General features: G+C 51.8%; 13 protein-coding genes, 1 tRNA gene and 3 pseudogenes. 12 read left to right on the top strand and 5 right to left on the bottom strand.

Features of this window, described 5'->3' with window-relative positions:
- Positions 1 to 6: 6 nt before the first annotated feature.
- Together proA and ACQE3Y_RS18560 are read left to right on the top strand one after the other, a co-directional pair.
- Positions 7 to 1260: a glutamate-5-semialdehyde dehydrogenase gene (gene proA / locus ACQE3Y_RS18565; RefSeq protein WP_426974704.1), complete on the top strand. Its 1254-nt coding sequence runs from the start codon at positions 7 to 9 to the stop codon at positions 1258 to 1260.
- A 104-nt stretch (positions 1261 to 1364) separates the two neighbouring features.
- Positions 1365 to 1440: transfer RNA gene (locus tag ACQE3Y_RS18560), tRNA-Thr, on the top strand.
- 13 nt (positions 1441 to 1453) lie between these two features.
- Here ACQE3Y_RS18560 and ACQE3Y_RS18555 read toward each other — a convergent pair.
- Together ACQE3Y_RS18555 and ACQE3Y_RS18550 are read right to left on the bottom strand one after the other, a co-directional pair.
- Entirely contained in the window at positions 1454 to 2611 is a 1158-nt protein-coding gene (locus ACQE3Y_RS18555) for a site-specific integrase (protein ID WP_426982265.1), read from the bottom strand.
- Positions 2494 to 2844, bottom strand: coding sequence for a helix-turn-helix domain-containing protein (locus tag ACQE3Y_RS18550; protein ID WP_426982234.1), 351 nt, complete (start codon positions 2842 to 2844; stop codon positions 2494 to 2496). Before ACQE3Y_RS18550 ends, ACQE3Y_RS18555 begins: the two co-directional genes overlap by 118 nt.
- Before the next feature lie 141 nt (positions 2845 to 2985).
- Here ACQE3Y_RS18550 and ACQE3Y_RS18545 point away from each other — a divergent pair.
- From ACQE3Y_RS18545 to ACQE3Y_RS18530, 4 genes and pseudogenes are all read left to right on the top strand, one after another.
- Positions 2986 to 3747: pseudogene (locus tag ACQE3Y_RS18545) on the top strand (VapE domain-containing protein); the annotation flags it as partial.
- Positions 3748 to 3900: 153 nt separating this feature from the next.
- On the top strand, positions 3901 to 4158 hold the full coding sequence (locus tag ACQE3Y_RS18540) for a hypothetical protein (protein ID WP_426974702.1): 258 nt from the start codon (positions 3901 to 3903) through the stop codon (positions 4156 to 4158).
- A gap of 100 nt (positions 4159 to 4258) precedes the next feature.
- A complete protein-coding gene (locus ACQE3Y_RS18535; protein ID WP_426974701.1) occupies positions 4259 to 4438 on the top strand; it encodes a hypothetical protein in 180 nt (59 codons plus the stop codon).
- A gap of 345 nt (positions 4439 to 4783) precedes the next feature.
- A pseudogene (locus ACQE3Y_RS18530) lies at positions 4784 to 4957 on the top strand (transposase domain-containing protein); the annotation flags it as partial.
- A gap of 8 nt (positions 4958 to 4965) precedes the next feature.
- On the opposite strand, the gene ACQE3Y_RS18525 reads toward ACQE3Y_RS18530, so the two are convergent.
- Both ACQE3Y_RS18525 and vapB read right to left on the bottom strand, forming a co-directional pair.
- On the bottom strand, positions 4966 to 5382 hold the full coding sequence (locus ACQE3Y_RS18525; protein WP_426982233.1) for a type II toxin-antitoxin system VapC family toxin: 417 nt from the start codon (positions 5380 to 5382) through the stop codon (positions 4966 to 4968).
- On the bottom strand, positions 5379 to 5609 hold the full coding sequence (gene vapB / locus ACQE3Y_RS18520; protein ID WP_085067815.1) for a type II toxin-antitoxin system VapB family antitoxin: 231 nt from the start codon (positions 5607 to 5609) through the stop codon (positions 5379 to 5381). Before vapB ends, ACQE3Y_RS18525 begins: the two co-directional genes overlap by 4 nt.
- 442 nt (positions 5610 to 6051) lie before the next feature.
- Here vapB and ACQE3Y_RS18515 point away from each other — a divergent pair.
- Positions 6052 to 6428 (top strand): annotated as a pseudogene (locus ACQE3Y_RS18515) (RidA family protein).
- Positions 6429 to 6677: 249 nt separating this feature from the next.
- On the top strand, positions 6678 to 7202 hold the full coding sequence (locus ACQE3Y_RS18510; protein ID WP_426982232.1) for a DUF523 domain-containing protein: 525 nt from the start codon (positions 6678 to 6680) through the stop codon (positions 7200 to 7202).
- A 213-nt stretch (positions 7203 to 7415) separates the two neighbouring features.
- Here the strand turns inward: ACQE3Y_RS18510 and lysC are convergent, their stop codons facing one another.
- Positions 7416 to 8777 (bottom strand): lysine-sensitive aspartokinase 3, encoded by a 1362-nt coding sequence (gene lysC / locus ACQE3Y_RS18505; RefSeq protein WP_426974696.1) that lies wholly within the window; start codon positions 8775 to 8777, stop codon positions 7416 to 7418.
- A gap of 627 nt (positions 8778 to 9404) precedes the next feature.
- On the opposite strand from lysC, the gene ACQE3Y_RS18500 reads away from it, so the two are divergent.
- The 4 genes from ACQE3Y_RS18500 (at position 9405) to ACQE3Y_RS18485 (ending at position 16911) form a co-directional block, all read left to right on the top strand.
- The gene (locus ACQE3Y_RS18500) at positions 9405 to 10790 is read left to right on the top strand and encodes a diaminobutyrate--2-oxoglutarate transaminase (protein ID WP_250651962.1); all 1386 of its coding nucleotides are present in this window, start codon (positions 9405 to 9407) and stop codon (positions 10788 to 10790) included.
- A gap of 17 nt (positions 10791 to 10807) precedes the next feature.
- Positions 10808 to 12271, top strand: a complete 1464-nt coding sequence (locus ACQE3Y_RS18495) for a pyridoxal phosphate-dependent decarboxylase family protein (protein WP_426982231.1) — start codon at positions 10808 to 10810, stop codon at positions 12269 to 12271.
- 439 nt (positions 12272 to 12710) lie between these two features.
- Positions 12711 to 14264 carry a peptide MFS transporter gene (locus ACQE3Y_RS18490; protein WP_426974693.1) on the top strand — a complete coding sequence of 518 codons (1554 nt, stop codon included), beginning with the start codon at positions 12711 to 12713 and terminating at the stop codon, positions 14262 to 14264.
- 1294 nt (positions 14265 to 15558) lie between these two features.
- A complete protein-coding gene (locus ACQE3Y_RS18485; RefSeq protein ID WP_426982230.1) occupies positions 15559 to 16911 on the top strand; it encodes an esterase-like activity of phytase family protein in 1353 nt (450 codons plus the stop codon).
- Positions 16912 to 17001 lie beyond the last annotated feature (90 nt).

The following is a 17001-nucleotide window of genomic DNA, read 5'->3' as shown; positions in this document are numbered from 1 at the left end:
CCTTCAGTGTTAGAAGAAATGGGTAAGGCGGCCAAAGCGGCCTCATATCAGCTTGCCACGCTGAGTACGACGGAGAAAAACCGTGTGCTGATGACTATTGCCGAACAGCTGGAAGCGCAGAGCGCGGAGATTCTGGCGGCTAACCAGCAGGATCTGGCGGATGCGCGTAATAACGGAATGAGCGAAGCGCTGCTGGATCGTCTGATGCTCAATCCCGCGCGTCTGAAGGGGATTGCTGATGATGTGCGTCAGGTTTGTCGGCTGGCCGATCCGGTAGGGCTGCTGATTGACGGCGGTCGGCTCGACAGCGGTTTACGCATTGAGCGCCGTCGCGTGCCGCTGGGCGTGGTGGGGGTGATTTACGAAGCGCGCCCGAACGTGACCGTGGATGTCGCCTCGCTGTGCCTGAAAACCGGCAACGCGGTGATCCTGCGCGGCGGTAAAGAGACCTGGCGCACCAACGGCGCAACGGTGCGCGTTATCCAGTCGGCCTTACAGCAGCACGGTTTGCCAGCAGGCGCGGTGCAGGCGATTGAAAGCCCTGACCGTGAGCTGGTTAATCAATTGCTGAAGCTGGACCGCTACGTGGATATGCTGATCCCACGCGGCGGTGCCGGATTGCATAAGCTATGCCGTGAACAGTCAACCATTCCGGTGATTACCGGCGGCATCGGCGTTTGCCATATCTATATTGATGTCAGCTATGAGCCGGAAGCGGCGCTGAAGGTGATTGTTAATGCGAAAAAACAGCGTCCCAGCGCCTGTAATTCGGTGGAGACGCTGCTGGTTAACGAAGCCATTGCCGGCGCTTTTCTGCCTGCGCTGAGCCAGCGTATGGCGCAGGAAGGCGTGAAACTGCATGCCGACGCGCTTTCGCTGCCGCTGTTGCAGCAGGGCCCGGCAGCAGTGGAAGCGGTGAAACAGGGCGAATATAACGACGAATGGCTGTCGCTGGATTTAAATGTGCGGGTAGTAAAGGATATGGACGAGGCGATCGCGCATATTCGTGAGCACGGCACCCAGCATTCCGATGCTATTTTGACGCGCAATACGCGCACCGCTGAACGCTTTGTTAATCAGGTGGATTCTTCAGCGGTATATGTGAATGCCAGCACCCGCTTTACCGATGGCGGTCAGTTTGGTCTGGGCGCGGAAGTAGCGGTAAGTACTCAGAAACTGCACGCTCGTGGTCCGATGGGTCTGGAAGCGCTGACCACCTATAAATGGGTGGCTTATGGTGATGATACGGTGCGTTCATAGCTTAATTTTCTATAGCTGATGATAAAACCAGCATACGATGCGGCGCCTCTTGACTCAGGCGTCGCTTTTTTTTAACGTTACAGCCCGTAGCACCTCTCCGGAAAGCCGATATAGCTCAGTTGGTAGAGCAGCGCATTCGTAATGCGAAGGTCGTAGGTTCGACTCCTATTATCGGCACCATAAAATCAATAAGTTACATCCCATCAGTACCATCCCTTAACTCCATGTGGGACAGATTTGGGACAATCCTTCCGAAAATCGCATCAATCTGCTTCGCGTGTTCGGTCAGATGACTGGGTGCCAGGTGCGCATAACGTCGAACCATTTCGATACTTTCCCAGCCTCCCATTTCCTGCAGAACCGATAATGGCACTCCAGCCTGAACCAGCCAGCTCGCCCATGTGTGTCTCAGGTCATGGAAGCGGAAATCCTCTATCCCTGCCCGGCGAAGTGCGGCTCTCCATGCGGTGTTTGCGTCGTAACGCATTTTCCTTACCGTTGGCACTTTCGACCCGTCCGGTCGCGCGCTGCTTTCCTGATAAACAAAAAACCATCGATGATGGTTGCCGATTTGATTTTTCAGCACCTCGCATGCAGTATCGTTCAGCGCTACGCCAATAGCCCTGTTTGACTTACGTTCCTCCGGGTTTATCCACGCTACCCGGCGCTGCATATCGATTTGCTGCCATTCCAGATTGATGATGTTCGACCGCCTCAGTCCTGTTGCCAGTACAAACCTGACTACGGATTTAAGCGGCTCCGGGCATTCATCAATCAGCCTTTTCGCCTCGTGCGGTTCCAGCCAGCGGATTCGTTTGTTCTTCGGCTGCGGAACCTTCAGTACCGGCGCTCGGTCCAGCAACTTCCCATCCCTTTCTGCTGTCCTGAGCAGCGCCTTTATGAAGGCAAGATGCGTGGCCCTGGTCGCTACAGATGCGGGTTTCGGCACATACTCCGGCACTGGATTACCTCTTTTCTGTAGCGCATCAGCCTTCATCTTCCAGTTCTCATGATGACGCCGGTTCGGCATGCGCTGTATAGCGTTGTAAATGTGGTTCTTAGTAAAGTCCTTCAGATGCATCCCTGCAAGGTGCTGGAGCCAGAATCCGATCCGGCTCTTGTCGTCATCGAGTAACTTCTTATTCGCTCTTTCTTTCAGCCAGCGCACGCATGCCTCTCCAAACGTTACGGCCGGAACTTCACCCAGTTTGCTGACACGCCATGCTTCGGCCTTCAGCTTGTCGTGAAGCTCGCTTGCCTGCCTTTTGTCCTTTGTCCCAAGAGACTGCTTAAAGCGCTTGCCGTCTGGCGCTGTGAAACTGGCGTACCATGTTTCACCCCTACGGAAGATGGACATGATGATTTCTCCTCATATGCACCTGCCGCGCTCACGGCGACAGTGTGCAACGGATTATTGAGAGCGGCAATACATGCCTGGCGGGTGACGAGATAGGGTGACTTCGGTTTGGACGGGTCTTTGCGTGTTGCTGCCAGGCGTCCCGATCGTATCCAGTTGCTGGCCGTGGGTCGGGAGATGCCGATAAACGCGCAGGCCTCATCCAGGGTAAGCGCGTAAGCTTCCATAGATGACCTCTACAGGTAGTTGAATATTGCTCTTGCGATGATGATCGCAATGATGGTGATGAGAAGGTGGAGTGTGGTGATCATGCGTAGCGAGGCCCCAGTACATGCCTTAACCACCACCTGCGCAGCATGTACAAGGTTATGGTGCCGATCCTGGTTGGCGCTCAGGGCTGTGGCAAATCGTCCGGTGTTGCGGCGCTGGCACCCGCGCCGGAATTTTTCACTGAAATATCGTTTACTGAACGCGACGACGATCTGGCGCGCAAAATGCGTGGCCGGCTCGTTGCGGAGATTGGCGAGCTGCGCGGGCTGAATACCCGCGACCTGGAAACGATAAAAAATTTCGTCACGCGTATACATGAGCATTGGGTACCGAAATATCATGAGTTTGCAACGCAGTTCCCGCTCAGGCTGCTGTTTATCGGCACGACAAACGAGCCCGAGTTTTTCAACGACACAACCGGCAATCGGCGCTGGCTGCCTGTTGACGTGCAGCGGTCGGTCGATGTCGCCGCGATACAGAGCGATTTGACGCAGCTATGGGCGGAGGCGCGGGAGGTGTTTAAACATGACGGAATCCAGTTCCGCGACGCGGAGCGGCTGGCGGGCGGTGTGCATGAACAGTACACGATACGCGACGCGTGGCAGGAGACTGTTGAGGCGTGGCTCGACACGCCAGATCTGATAACGGGTAACATTCTGCGAAATCGCGAATTTTTACGCGCCAGCGATGTGCTGCATGACGCGATTGGGCTGGACGCGTCGCGAATCAGCAAGCGCGAGGAGATGCGAATTAGTAATGTTTTGCGAAGCCGCGGATATTTACGCGTTCAGCGTCGTATCGATGACGTAAAAATGAGGGTTTTCGAGCCAGCGTCCCAGCCTGTCCCAACCTTGAAATAGAGGTTGTGGTTCTGTAATTATATGATTTATAGGGTTATTTACAACCGTTCCAACCTTTTTCCCAGAAACCCCATTATATATATAAGGCGCTCAGGGGAAAGGTTGGGACAGGTTGGGACACCCCCGGATACGTAAAATTTTACAGGTAATGAAATGCCAGTGATTGCGACAATAAAAACTGACTGGTTCCGCGTCATTTCAGATATCAACCGGCAGGGCATATCACTGAAAGAGATCGCGCGGGAGCTGGACGTATCGAAATCCGCTGTTATCGGCTGGCGAGCCGGTGCAGAACCCGGTCACGGTAAAGGCGAGGCGCTGAGCGAATTCTGGCAACACGTCACGCAGCGACCGCGCGACGACTTGCCCGTCAACGTCACCGGCAAGCGGTTTGTCTATTTCAGTAAATAAGATGATTTACCGCATGTAAACATTTAAATAACTGAAATTGATTTGTGTTGCTTATGTATCGTACGGAATATGGAATTCCTGTTTAATAAAGGAGATAGGTATGAAACTATTAACTACGACAGAAATCAAAAAAGTTTCCGGAGCTGCTGGCGGATTTTATGAGGGATCTGTTAGTTGGCAATGTGCGTTCAATGCAGGTTTTTTGATGATTTCCCCATTCGGCGGGCCGTGGGCAATAGCGGGCGCTGCGGTCGGCGCAGCAACAGCGTGTCTCAGTTAATTGGCCTGTCCAGTGCTGGATAAACTCATTGATATAGAGCGCAAATCGATATTATTTACGCATGCACGATATAATATTATCGCATCGCTAATAATTTCTGTGCTATTTGCCGTTAGCATGTTCTGTGTTGAGAACAAAACTTGGTTGGTTTTTTTTACAGCTTTGCTGTTGTTTTGGGAGCGAGTATTGATATTAAAAATACATGCGCTAAAAAAACAACGTAGTAATTAACTGAAAAAAATCAAATTAAAAGCCCGTTAAATGCGTAATATCAGTTAAGGATCACTTGAACGATCCTACCGCTGTGTGAAAATCCGTAATTTCCTTGAGATTACGGATTTTTTTATGTTACTGAGTCAGGCGCTTGATGCCGTTCTTAAATTCACTCCTAAAGAATTTGCTGCATTGTCCGATTTGCTCTCACCTGAGCTTATCGATGAGTGCCTGGCCGATACGGGCGTCGTGACGATTCGAAAGCGCCGTCTCCCCATGGAGATGATGGTCTGGGCCGTGGCCGGTAACGAACGTCAGCGAACCCAGTCTTCCAGTGTCAGCCCCGGCACCCGCGCAAATTCCCGCACATTATTTGTGACCAGCACGGCGCCGGTGGCGATGGCATGCCCGGCAATCGCCGTGTCGTTCGGGCCTATCGGCGTACCGGCCAGCCGCAACGCGACCTGAATGTCCGTGGTGGCGTCCACTGCGGCGCGGTCCCAGGGCAGGATGGCATCGAGGCGGGCGCAGAATGCATCGACCAGCTGAATGTGGCGTGGCGAGGCCTTCGGGCCAGTGGCGCCGAAGCGCATTTCGGCGTAGGTAATGGCCGAGACCACGATGCGCTGGTTGCGCAGCACCGCCTGCTCCAGGCGCTTCAGTACGGCTTCCGGCTGCTCACGCATAATGAACGAGCAGATACAGGTATCGAGCATATACATCTTGTTCATAAATCAAAACGTCCTTCGTCGCTGACAACGTCCTCACGCTCTGCCATAAAGTCCGGATCGGCCTTTTCCAGCTGCGCGAACGAGCCCCAGGTCGGCCGGACGGGACGCAGGATGATGCTGTCTCCTTCCCGGACGATCTCCAGCTCGCTTACTCCCTCAAAATCCAGATCTCGGGGCAGACGGATGGCGCGGTTGTTGCCATTTTTGAAAATGGATACGGTTCTCATGTACTTTCTCTCCCAGCAGATAGATATGTGGTGCATATTCGGAATGATGTTCAGGGTACCGGGTATGCGCATATGCTTAGTATAGGCAGATGCGTTGCCTATGTATATGCCCAGCATATGTAGATACCCAGGATATGAATGTGTATGACATATGTAGATGTAAGGCACATGGATATGTGTGGTAATGCTTACTTCTCTCTTTTTCCGGTCAGATCCGAAAAAAGGCGGAACCGGATCTGCCGGTCATGATGTAAATATCCCGCATAATCGTGCCATTCACATTCAGAGATCCTCCGTCATTCTTATCCTGCCAACGCAGGAGGTCGCTATGCCTAAAGCTCGTTTTACTGAACATCTGATCATCGCTATATGCAGGAAAGTTCAGCAGTAACAGAAGAATGATAAGATTGTTTCCTGTTCCCTTTCAAAAAAGGAAGCCTGCATGAGTAAAGTGATTCGGAAGAATTATCCTGAGTTAGTGAGGTAAAGGCGCCCTATGTCCACTCAGTAAAGCATGATAATACGCTGTATATTTCGGGATTGACTGCGTTTGGCACGGCCTCTCAAAACGCAGGCATTACCGAACAGGCTGAAGAAATCCTCAGCCAAATCAGGAAAATCGCCAGCGCAGAAGGCACTGATTTTTCGGCGCTTCTTAAGGTGACCATTTTTATAACTTCTTTTGAAGAAATTAACGACCTGCGTAAGGTTCTCTACCAAAATTACGGTGATCACTTACCTGCCAGTTCTCTTGTTGAAGTCAGCCGTCTTTTTTCACCTGATCTCAAGATTGAAATTGAGGCCGTATTTGGTCTCTAATCTATTGCTTACAGCCGGGCAGCTATAGCCGTTCGGCTTTATGAGCATGTACCAAAATCAATAACAGACCTTGCGTACATAACGGCGTGTTAATCAACGGGGAGCAGGTTACTACCAATCACACAACTTGCCACTGCAGCGCTGCTGCCTGGTAGGCTAGCCGCTGCGTTCTTGAATGGCTGGCAGGTCAATGTATAAAGTTGAAGTATTATAATCCACGCGTTCTTTTGCCCTAATTTTACAATAACGATGATAAATAAAATCCTGGTAAGTGCCTGCCTGATGGGCTTCAAAGTCCGTTATAACGGAAGTGAAAAAGCAAAAATGGTCGCTCAGCTGGTGCGTTGGCAACAGGAGCAACGTCTGGTGATCCACTGCCCTGAACTGGCGGCCGGGTTGCCAATACCACGCCCCCCGGCAGAGATTGTTTCTGCTGATGGTAAAGATGTGATGCAGGAGCGAGCCAGAATAATAGAAGATACGGGACGGGACGTGACTGAGCATTATCAGCTTGCAGCCTGGTTGGCACTCCGCACAGCACAGGAGGCTGGTTGTACTGCTGCATTATTAACTGACGGCAGCCCAACATGTGGTAGTCAGTTTATCTACGACGGCTCTTTTAGCGGCCAGCGTAAGCCAAGTATGGGAGTCGCGGCCTCACTACTCATTGAGCATGGTATCGCAGTGTTTTCTGATACACAGGTCGCTGAGCTCGTTGCCTGGATTGAGGAGAGGGAAAACCGAATCCCCATTAATGATGGAGTTGTTGGATAACATTGGTTTGCTGTATCGCTGACTTAGCTGACTTAGCTGACTTAGCTGAACGATGCCAGGTTCTTGATGAGTGCCAAAGGCAAACATTTCTCGCACCGCGATAAGTTCATGAATCAAAGTAGTTTATCAATATAGCGGCGCATGGGGAGTCGTTTCATCCCATGCGCCCACTATGTTGCCCGTGCTATCGGGCTTTGTGCGAGTCGGGCAGCGTTATTCTAACAGACCCCGGTGTAACGCTTTGACCGCGCTGTCTGCGAATTCCGCCGGAAGCAGGAAACAAAGAGTATGGCTGGACGCGCCGTGGCAGATCATGCGAACCGGGTGTTTTTCCAGTTCAGCAAAAACCTCTTTGCACACCGCAGTGGCCTGAGAGAGTGCGTTGCCAATCAGCGAGACGAGCGCCAAACCGGACTCGATTTCGACATGGCAGTGCGGCGACAGCTCGCTAAGCAGCGTAGCGGGCAGCATATCCGCCTCACCTGACGTTGAACTGGTGGCATTGAGGATCAGTGCGATACTCTTTTCCGAGATGGTCACCAGATCGGTCGCTATGTCGTGACGCGACAAAATCCCAAATATTTCAGCTAAAAAGCGGTGGGTGGGTTGCGCATTAATGCTGGATAATTTCAACAGCGTCTGCTGGCGGCGCACGGCCAGGGCGCGATAACGCGCTGGCTCCGGCACATCGCGGCAAACCAGCGTTCCGCCCGCTGATGGATTGTTGCTGGCGCCAACAAAAACCGGAATGTTTTTGCGTATTGCAGGCAGCAGCGTTGCCGGATGCAGCACTTTGGCTCCAAAGGTCGCCATTTCGCTGGCTTCAGAGAACGAGATGTTATCAATACGCTTCGCCTGGGCGACGATCCGGGGATCGGTGGTATAGATCCCAGCGACATCGGTCCAGATATCCACACGTGAGGCCTGTAGCGCCTCTGCCAGCAGGGAAGCGGTATAATCACTGCCGCCGCGACCGAGTGTAGTGGTTTGCTCTGCCGTATCGCTGCCGATGAAGCCCTGTGTCACAACCAGCGCCTGTTCAATACGCGGGCGTAAATGTTTTTCTGACAGATCTGCGATCGCGTTTATCGCCGGTGCCGCACAGCCAAACGTATCATCTGTGCGAATAACTTTGCGGGCATCAAACCATTGCGTTTCCACACCCTGTTCACGCAATACTTCCACAAACAACAGGGAAGACATCAGCTCCCCATGGCTAACTAACTCATCGCACAGCGCGGCTGAACGGGAATCGACAGCTATTTCAGCCAGGCGGCTAATATTGTCCAGCAGATGATCAATCTGCTGACTAACAGCTTCTGGCTGTTTCAGGCGTGAAATAATGTTGTATTGCAGGGCGCGCAGGGTTTCAATTTTGTCCAGCCGAAGGCTGCTTTCCAGACCGGAAGCAAGGCCAACCAACAAATTAGTGACGCCTGCAGAAGCAGACAATACAACCAGACGAACGTTTTTATCAGCAAGGACGAGGGTAGCGCTACGGCTCATCGCGTCAAAGTCAGCAACGCTGGTTCCGCCAAATTTGGCAACGATGATGTGTGGATAAATGCGAGTCATAACAATCTCATATCAGGGCGCCATAATCATATGGCATGAAAATTTTCATTCTCGGCATAAGGGAAGTGCTCTTCGCCTTACGAAATGTCCGCCCGCGAACATTTCTGTTTAAAACTCAGGATTCTGCTCCTGCTGTCGATAACCTGTATTGCCACTCACGGGTTACCGGGTATGATGCGCATTAATGGTTAAATAGTTATTTCCTTTTTTTCGTTTTAGGATTTTTAAGGCGGGCATAGTAAGTGAATAAATCCGCTGAATCGATATTTTCCTTAACATTTATAGTAAGTGGATGGAAAGTATCACTATTTTTTTTGCGCTTTGCGGGCAGGATTTTCCGTTAATAACATTGTGGCAACATAAAAGGCCATAAATGTTAAAGATATAGCGTTGTATACAATGCAGCCAATAATAGGCTTACACAGACCTGGTTACAATTTATACTGAGCGAATCCCGTTCAAAAATAAGCTTTCCCATTGATTTTTAAAGCAAATGATATAAAAAGCCCACACAAAATATAAGATTGAGAACGCTGCTGAAAAAACATATATTAGCCGCGTTTTTTTTACCCCCCTTAAACCTTTATCCAACCCGGTGTTAAAACGACCCCAGGTTGTAGGAGAGATATGATGACGGATAAAGTCCGTATTGATTCTTTGAATGCTAATTCATTACCGCAAAGCAATGAAACCTTTTTAGCCAGACAAGCTGAGTTTGAATCCAACGTCAGAAGCTATCCACGTAAATTGCCGTTAGCGATTGCTAAAGCGCAGGGCGTATGGTTAACCGATGTTGAAAATAAACAATATCTTGACTGTCTTGCGGGCGCAGGAACGCTGGCGCTGGGCCATAATCATCCTGATGTGATTCAAAGCATCCAAAGCGTCATTACCAGCGGCTTACCGTTACATACGCTTGACCTGACCACGCCATTAAAAGATGAGTTCTCCGCTTATCTGCTCTCTTTGTTGCCGGGTCAGGGGAAAGAGTATTGCCTGCAATTCACCGGGCCTTCCGGCGCGGATGCCGTTGAAGCGGCACTGAAGCTGGCTAAAAAAGTGACCGGGCGTTCTGGCGTGATCAGCTTCTCCGGCGGTTATCACGGTATGACGCATGGCGCGCTCTCCGTGACCGGTAACCTGTCGCCGAAAGAAGCGGTTAACGGCATGATGCCGGAAGTACAGTTTATGCCTTACCCGCACCAGTACCGTTGCCCGTTAGGCATCGGTGGCGAAGCCGGTGTGAAAGCGCTGACCTACTACTTTGAAAACCTGATCAACGACGTTGAAAGCGGCGTGCGTAAACCTGCTGCCGTTATCCTGGAAGCCGTGCAGGGCGAAGGTGGCGTTAACCCGGCACCGGTCGAGTGGCTGCAGCGCATCCGTAAAGTAACCCAGGAACATGGCATTCTGCTGATTCTTGACGAAGTACAGGCGGGCTTTGCCCGTACCGGCAAGTTGTTCGCCTTCGAACATGCTGGTATCGAACCGGACATCATCGTGATGTCTAAAGCGGTAGGCGGCGGTTTACCGCTGGCTGTGCTGGGCATTAAAAAACAGTTTGACGCCTGGGCGCCTGGTCATCACACCGGTACGTTCCGTGGCAACCAGCTGGCGATGGCGACCGGCCTCACCACGCTTAAGATCCTGAAAGAAGAGCGCATTGCCGATAAAGTCGCTGAGAAGGGCGAGTGGCTGAAAGGCAAACTGGCTGAAATGCAAAAACGTTACCCGGTTATCGGTCACGTACGCGGTCTGGGCTTAATGATTGGTATTGAGATCGTTAAACCGCATGAAGCGCAGGATCACATGGGTTGTTACCCGGCGGACGGCGAACTCAGCGCGCTGTTGCAGAAGAAATGTTTCGAAGCGGGCCTGATCCTCGAGCGCGGCGGCCGTGGCGGTTGCGTACTGCGTCTGCTGCCGTCGCTGCTTATCAGCAATGCCGAGCTGGAGATTTTCCTCGATAAGTTTGAAACCGCGCTGCTGGGCGCTGGCGTAAAGCCTGTTTAATCGGAGCAAATGAACGAATGTCTGATTTAAATCCGATTCTGTCTGGTTCCGCGCAGAGTATTGCCGCCTATCAGGAAGCGATTGAACAGAGCACAAAAGCGGTTGTGCAATGGCTCAAGCAGCCTGAAATGTACCAGGGCAAAACCGTCGGGGAATTACGTGAGCGTATCAATTTAGAGTTTAATTCTCAGGGCCTGGGCAACCAGGCCGCCATTGAGCGCGCCGTTGAGTATTTCCTCAAAGACAGCCTGTCCGTGCACCATCCGCAGTGTGTGGCGCATCTGCATTGCCCGAGCCTGGTGATTAGTCAGGCTGCGGAAGTGCTGATCAACGCCACTAACCAGAGCATGGACTCCTGGGACCAGAGCCCGTCGGCGACCATCATCGAGATGAAGCTGATCGAGTGGCTGCGTGACCAGGTCGGTTACCCGGCAGGCGATGCTGGTGTGTTCACCAGCGGCGGTACACAAAGCAACCTGATGGGCCTGATGCTGGCGCGCGATGCCTTTTTCGCTCGCCAGGGCCACTCCGTTCAGCTGAACGGTCTGACCGGTGATCTGAGTAAAATCAAAGTGTTATGCTCTGAAAATGCTCACTTCTCTGTGCAGAAGAACATGGCGCTGATGGGGCTGGGTTACCGGTCCGTAACGCTGGTGAAAACCGATGAATTCTCGCGTATGGATCTTAACGATCTGGCAGAGAAGCTGGCGCAGGCGAAAGCCAGAGGCGAGCAGGTGATGGCTATTGTCGCAACTGCCGGGACTACCGATGCAGGCGCGATCGATCCGTTAGCTGAAATTGCTGCGCTGGCGGCTGAACAGCAGATTTGGGTGCATGTGGATGCGGCATGGGGCGGCGCGCTGCTGCTGTCTGAGAAGTATCGCCACTTCCTGAATGGCCTGGAACTCGCAGACTCCGTCACGCTTGACTTCCACAAGCAGTTCTTCCAGACCATCAGCTGTGGTGCGTTCCTGCTGAAAGATGCGCATCATTATCAGCTAATGCGTTACCAGGCGGCGTACCTGAACTCTGACTTTGATGAAGAGCATGGCGTGCCAAACCTGGTGTCGAAGTCGCTGCAAACCACGCGTCGTTTCGATGCCCTGAAATTGTGGATGGGCCTGGAAGCGCTGGGTAAAAAGCAGTACGCCGAAATCATCGATAATGGCGTGACGCTGGCGCAGCAGGTGGCACAGTATGTTGCTGAGCAACCGCAGCTGGAGCTGGTAATGCAGCCGCAACTGGCCAGCGTCCTGTTCCGTTTCCGTGCGGAAAACAGCAATACCGCAGACGTTGCGTTGTTGAATCAGCGTATCGGTGATGCGTTGCTGGCCTCCGGCAGCGCCAACGTTGGCGTAACGGAAGCTGACGGTGTTACCTGCCTGAAAATGACGTTGCTCAATCCAACCGTTTGCCTGGAGGACGTGAAAGTTCTGCTGGCGAGCGTGATAGCCTGTGGGCAGCAGTTGCAGAACGCCTGATTGCTGCAGCAATAAAAAAAAGCCGACAACAGTGATGTTGTCGGCTTTAAACATCCACCTGATTTTCTCCTGTTTTTACCGCTCATCCCTTTTCCCCAAACCCTGTTCTTTATTTATAGATAGATCTTTCGCGTCTCACTACACATACAGAATCGCTAAACGCTCTTTAAGCCCATGTTTAAAAACAATAATGCTTCATTGAGCCTAATCTGACATGGTGTCAACGATTATCCCGTTTTTACCGACATAAAATCTGATAAAGTAGACGCTTGTCGACTTTTCAACTTTAAGTTTTGAAGATAACACTAGAAAAAACTAGCATCCCGTTGTTAAGCGGTTAAATACTGTTTTATGAAATGTTAAAACACGACCTGACAGCCAGATGGTCGACGTGCATTCAGCGCGTACGGGCACTGTGACACACCTTTTGGGAGAATTTATGCGTTCCTCTGTTCATAAAAATGAAAGCCGGACCTTCTTCGGTCATCCTTATCCGCTGGGCTCGCTGTTCTTCACTGAAATGTGGGAACGTTTCTCGTTTTACGGCATTCGTCCGTTACTGATCCTGTTTATGGCGTCTGCTGTCTACGAGGGTGGAATGGGGCTGGCGCGTGAAAATGCGTCGGCAATCGTGGGTATTTTTGCCGGTAGTATGTACCTTGCTGCGCTGCCGGGAGGCTGGCTGGCAGATAACTGGCTTGGTCAGCAGAGAGCGGTCTGGTACGGCTCAATTCTGATTGCGCTTGGTCACCTCTCAATCGCGCTCTCCGCCGTGATGGGTGACAATCTGTTTTTTATCGGCCTGATGTTTATCGTACTGGGGTCCGGCCTGTTCAAAACCTGTATCTCTGTGATGGTGGGCACGCTGTATAAAAAAGGCGATGCGCGTCGCGACGGCGGCTTCTCGCTGTTCTATATGGGCATCAACATGGGCTCGTTCATTGCGCCGTTGATCTCCGGCTGGTTAATCAAATCCCACGGCTGGCACTGGGGCTTTGGCATTGGCGGCATCGGAATGCTGGTGGCGTTGGTTATTTTCCGCATGTTCGCTGTTCCGGCAATGAAACGTTATGACAGCGAAGTGGGGCTGGATTCCACCTGGAACAATCCGGTGGCGAAAAAGCAGGGCGTGGGTGCCTGGCTGCTGGCTCTGGCGGCAGGCGTAGCGGTCATTACGACGCTGATCGCAATGGGCGTGATTGTGATTAACCCCGTAGCGGTTGCCAGCATGCTGGTCTATGTGATTGCGGCTTCGGTGGTGCTCTACTTTATCTATCTGTTCATGTTTGCTGGCCTGAACCGAAAAGAGCGCGCCAGGCTGTTGGTCTGTTTTATTCTGCTGGTTTCCGCCGCTTTCTTCTGGTCTGCATTCGAGCAGAAACCGACCTCATTCAATCTGTTCGCTAATGACTACACCAACCGAATGATCGGTGATTTCGAAATCCCTGCCGTATGGTTCCAGTCGATTAATGCGCTGTTTATCATTCTGCTGGCGCCGGTATTCAGCTGGGCGTGGCCGATGCTGGCGCAAAAAAACATCCGTCCGAGCAGCATTACCAAATTTGTTATCGGCATTTTATGTGCTGCCGCCGGTTTTGGCCTGATGATGCTGGCGGCGCAGGATGTGCTGAATAACGGCGGGGCAGGCGTATCGCCGCTGTGGCTGGTGGGCAGTATCCTGATGTTGACGCTTGGCGAGCTGTGTCTGAGCCCGATTGGTCTGGCGACCATGACGCTGCTCGCGCCGGAAAGAATGCGTGGTCAGATGATGGGGCTGTGGTTCTGTGCCAGTGCCTTGGGTAACCTGGCGGCAGGCCTGATTGGCGGTCATGTTAAGGCGGATCAGCTGGATATGCTGCCCAATCTCTTTGCGCGTTGTTCTGTCGCGCTGCTGATCTGTGCTGCCGTGCTGTTCTTACTGATTGTTCCGGTGCGTCGTATGCTGGAAAATGCGCAGGTTAAGCATCAACAGAAACCGGTAACCACCGCGTAACGGGCAATACTCCTACAAACCGGTGTTAACGCGCCGGTTTTTCCAGCCTTTAGTCATCTCTGCATCGCAGATAAAATCCTGGCTGGCTGGCTGGCTGGCTGGCTGGCTGGTTGGCTGGTTGGCTGGCTGGCTGATTGGCTGGCTGCTGTGGGTTTGCTATTTCAATGGTTCAGGTTTTAGCAGGTGGGTTTTTGCCTTCGCTATAACATCTATAAAATCATCATAGTTAAACGCTATAACCCTGGCTGCGTTATTGCGGTTAGCTGTGGCAGGAAAGCGCGGCCTTGATTATTTTATACAGAACTAAACTAAAGTTGTTTTGTTAAAATAGATTACCACCCGGTAAGGAAACCGGGTTTAATTGTTAATTAATAGAAATTGTCCTGTGTAAGCTGCCTTCCCGTCGCAATAACTTCATCTTTATCAAAATATAAAAGGTATTCTTCATTATAAGGCTTTATTGAATATCCATATAATATGCCATCTTCCTCACTTACCCCCATTACTCCCCTTTTTTACCTGCATACTTCTTATTTATCTCTTTGCAATCAGGCGATATTGTTATCTCCTTTGCGGCCACAGCCTCCACTGTCGCCAATTCTATCGCACTTTTTCCGGTCCCGATATTTATCCTTCCCAGGGTTAAGCCAGCCGCGATTGAGGTGCCAGCAGTCAGTAAACCTTTGGCCCGGTCAGACATCATTTGTTCATAACCGGCAGGCGCATTGCTTCCCAGTTGTTCAGCGGTTTTTCTGAAATCTTCAGGATTGCCGTTATATATCCCTCCGGCCGCCAGTAGCCGTCCGGCGGCTTTGCTGTTGATCGGGCTGAGCGGAGCGGGCTGCGTTATCCCGGCTGGCAAAATGGTAGAGTGTGGTTTTCCGCCTCGGTTACTGTAGCCTCGCCGGGCGACGGACCTTTTATATTCACGAATAATGTCCTGCGCGCCGCCATATTCAAAATCAAAGGGCGAGCGACAAACCAGTTCACCGCTGTCGTCAATATAAAACAGCCAGCCCGCGGAGGAATAAGCGCTTTGATAAGTGGATAATCTGATGACCAGCGATCGTCAAAAACGTATTCGCGGTCAATGCACGGCCAGGCGAGCGAAGGGCTGAAAATGAATTCAAACTTAGATTTCTGGTAGCAAGTGAATTTTAATAAAATGCGCTATTCAGTGTTTTTGCAATGTAGGGAAAGGCATAAAGCTGGAGCGGTTGGCAACCCAACGTTGTCATAAATCCTTCATCAATTACTCTTATAACAGGCTCTTTCCCATTATGGATGTAAGCTGATGAAAATTAAATCTCTTGCCTTGCTGTGTGCCTCTCTGTTTCCGTTATATGCCAGCGCGGCGCAGCCGCAAATTGAACGTTACGTGGTGAGCTTCCCGCAGGGCGACCGCGTAGCGTATCAGGGTGCGTCAGCCAGTGCGTTTCCTGACGGCCTGCCGGTGGGGGTTGGCTCTGGCCTGCATTTTCTGCGTAAAGAGGGCGACGATCTGCTGTTCACGACCCTGACCGATCGCGGTCCCAATGCGGATGCGCCTAAAACCGGCAAGCGCGAGTCTAAAATTTTCGTTAATCCGGACTATACGCCGCTGCTGATGACAATCAGGGTTGGCAATAATAAGGCGGAAGCCATTGATGCCCATCCTCTGCATGACGAACAGGGCAATATTTCCGGGCTGCCGCTGCCGGAAGGTTTTATCGGTGCCACTAACGAAGCGGCGCTGAGCGAGTCGTTGCAATTACTTGGCAGCGACAAGCGCGGGCTGGATACGGAAGGCATTACCTCAGATGGCAACGGCGGCTACTGGATTTGTGATGAGTATGGTCCGTTTATCGCTCACATCAGCGCCGACGGCAAAATTTTGCAGAAGTATGGCCCGCAGGCGGAGTCCAGCGAGCAGAGCGTCGCCGGTGGGCTGCCGAATATTGTGAAATGGCGTCAGCCCAACCGTGGGTTCGAGGGGCTGACGCGCATGCCGGATGGCCGGATTATCGCTGCGGTGCAAAGCACGCTGGATATTGACGGCAAAAGCAAAAACAGCGCCCGCTTTACCCGTTTAGTGAGCTTCGATCCAGCGACAGGTAAAACCGCCAGCTACGGTTACCCCATTGATATTGAGGCTTATAAAAAAGCCAAAGATGCCAAAGTAGGCGATATCGTCGCGCTGGATAATCACCGCCTACTGCTGATTGAACAGGGCAAAGATAAAGAAAAAAACATGCGTAACCGCATCTATTTAGTGGATCTCAGCAAAGCCAGCGATCTGACCTCGTTCGACAAACAGCCGCCGGAGTTTGATGATGAGGCGGCGCTGAAATCACGCGGTATCGTTCTCGCCAGTAAACAACTGGTGGTGGATCTGCGTGCGTTGGGCTGGCAGCAGGAGAAAGTTGAAGGCCTGGCGCTGATCGATAACAAAACGCTGGCGGTGATAAACGACAATGATTTTGGCGTGCGCACTGAGCTGACCGACGCGCTATCCGGCAAGGATAAAATGGATGATTACACCGCTGACGGCAAAGGGCATCTGTTGGTCGACGGTGAAGTGGTAAAAACCAAAATTGCCGTGCGGCCACTGAATAAGCCAGAAAGCGAAAATGAACTGTGGGTCATTAGCCTGCCAGACGCGCTATAGCGCGCGCTGTCTAAAAAGCCTTTTTTGCCACACCGCGCAGCGCTTAAGTGAATAAAAGCAACCCGCCGCGCCTTTCGGGGCGCGGCTATA

The sequence above is a fragment of the Pantoea sp. FN0305 genome, assembly GCF_050113845.1.
GTDB classification, from domain to species: Bacteria; Pseudomonadota; Gammaproteobacteria; order Enterobacterales; family Enterobacteriaceae; genus Mixta; species Mixta alhagi.
The sequence above is the reverse complement of the archived record's forward strand: the minus strand, read 5'-3'. Positions and strand labels throughout refer to the sequence as shown.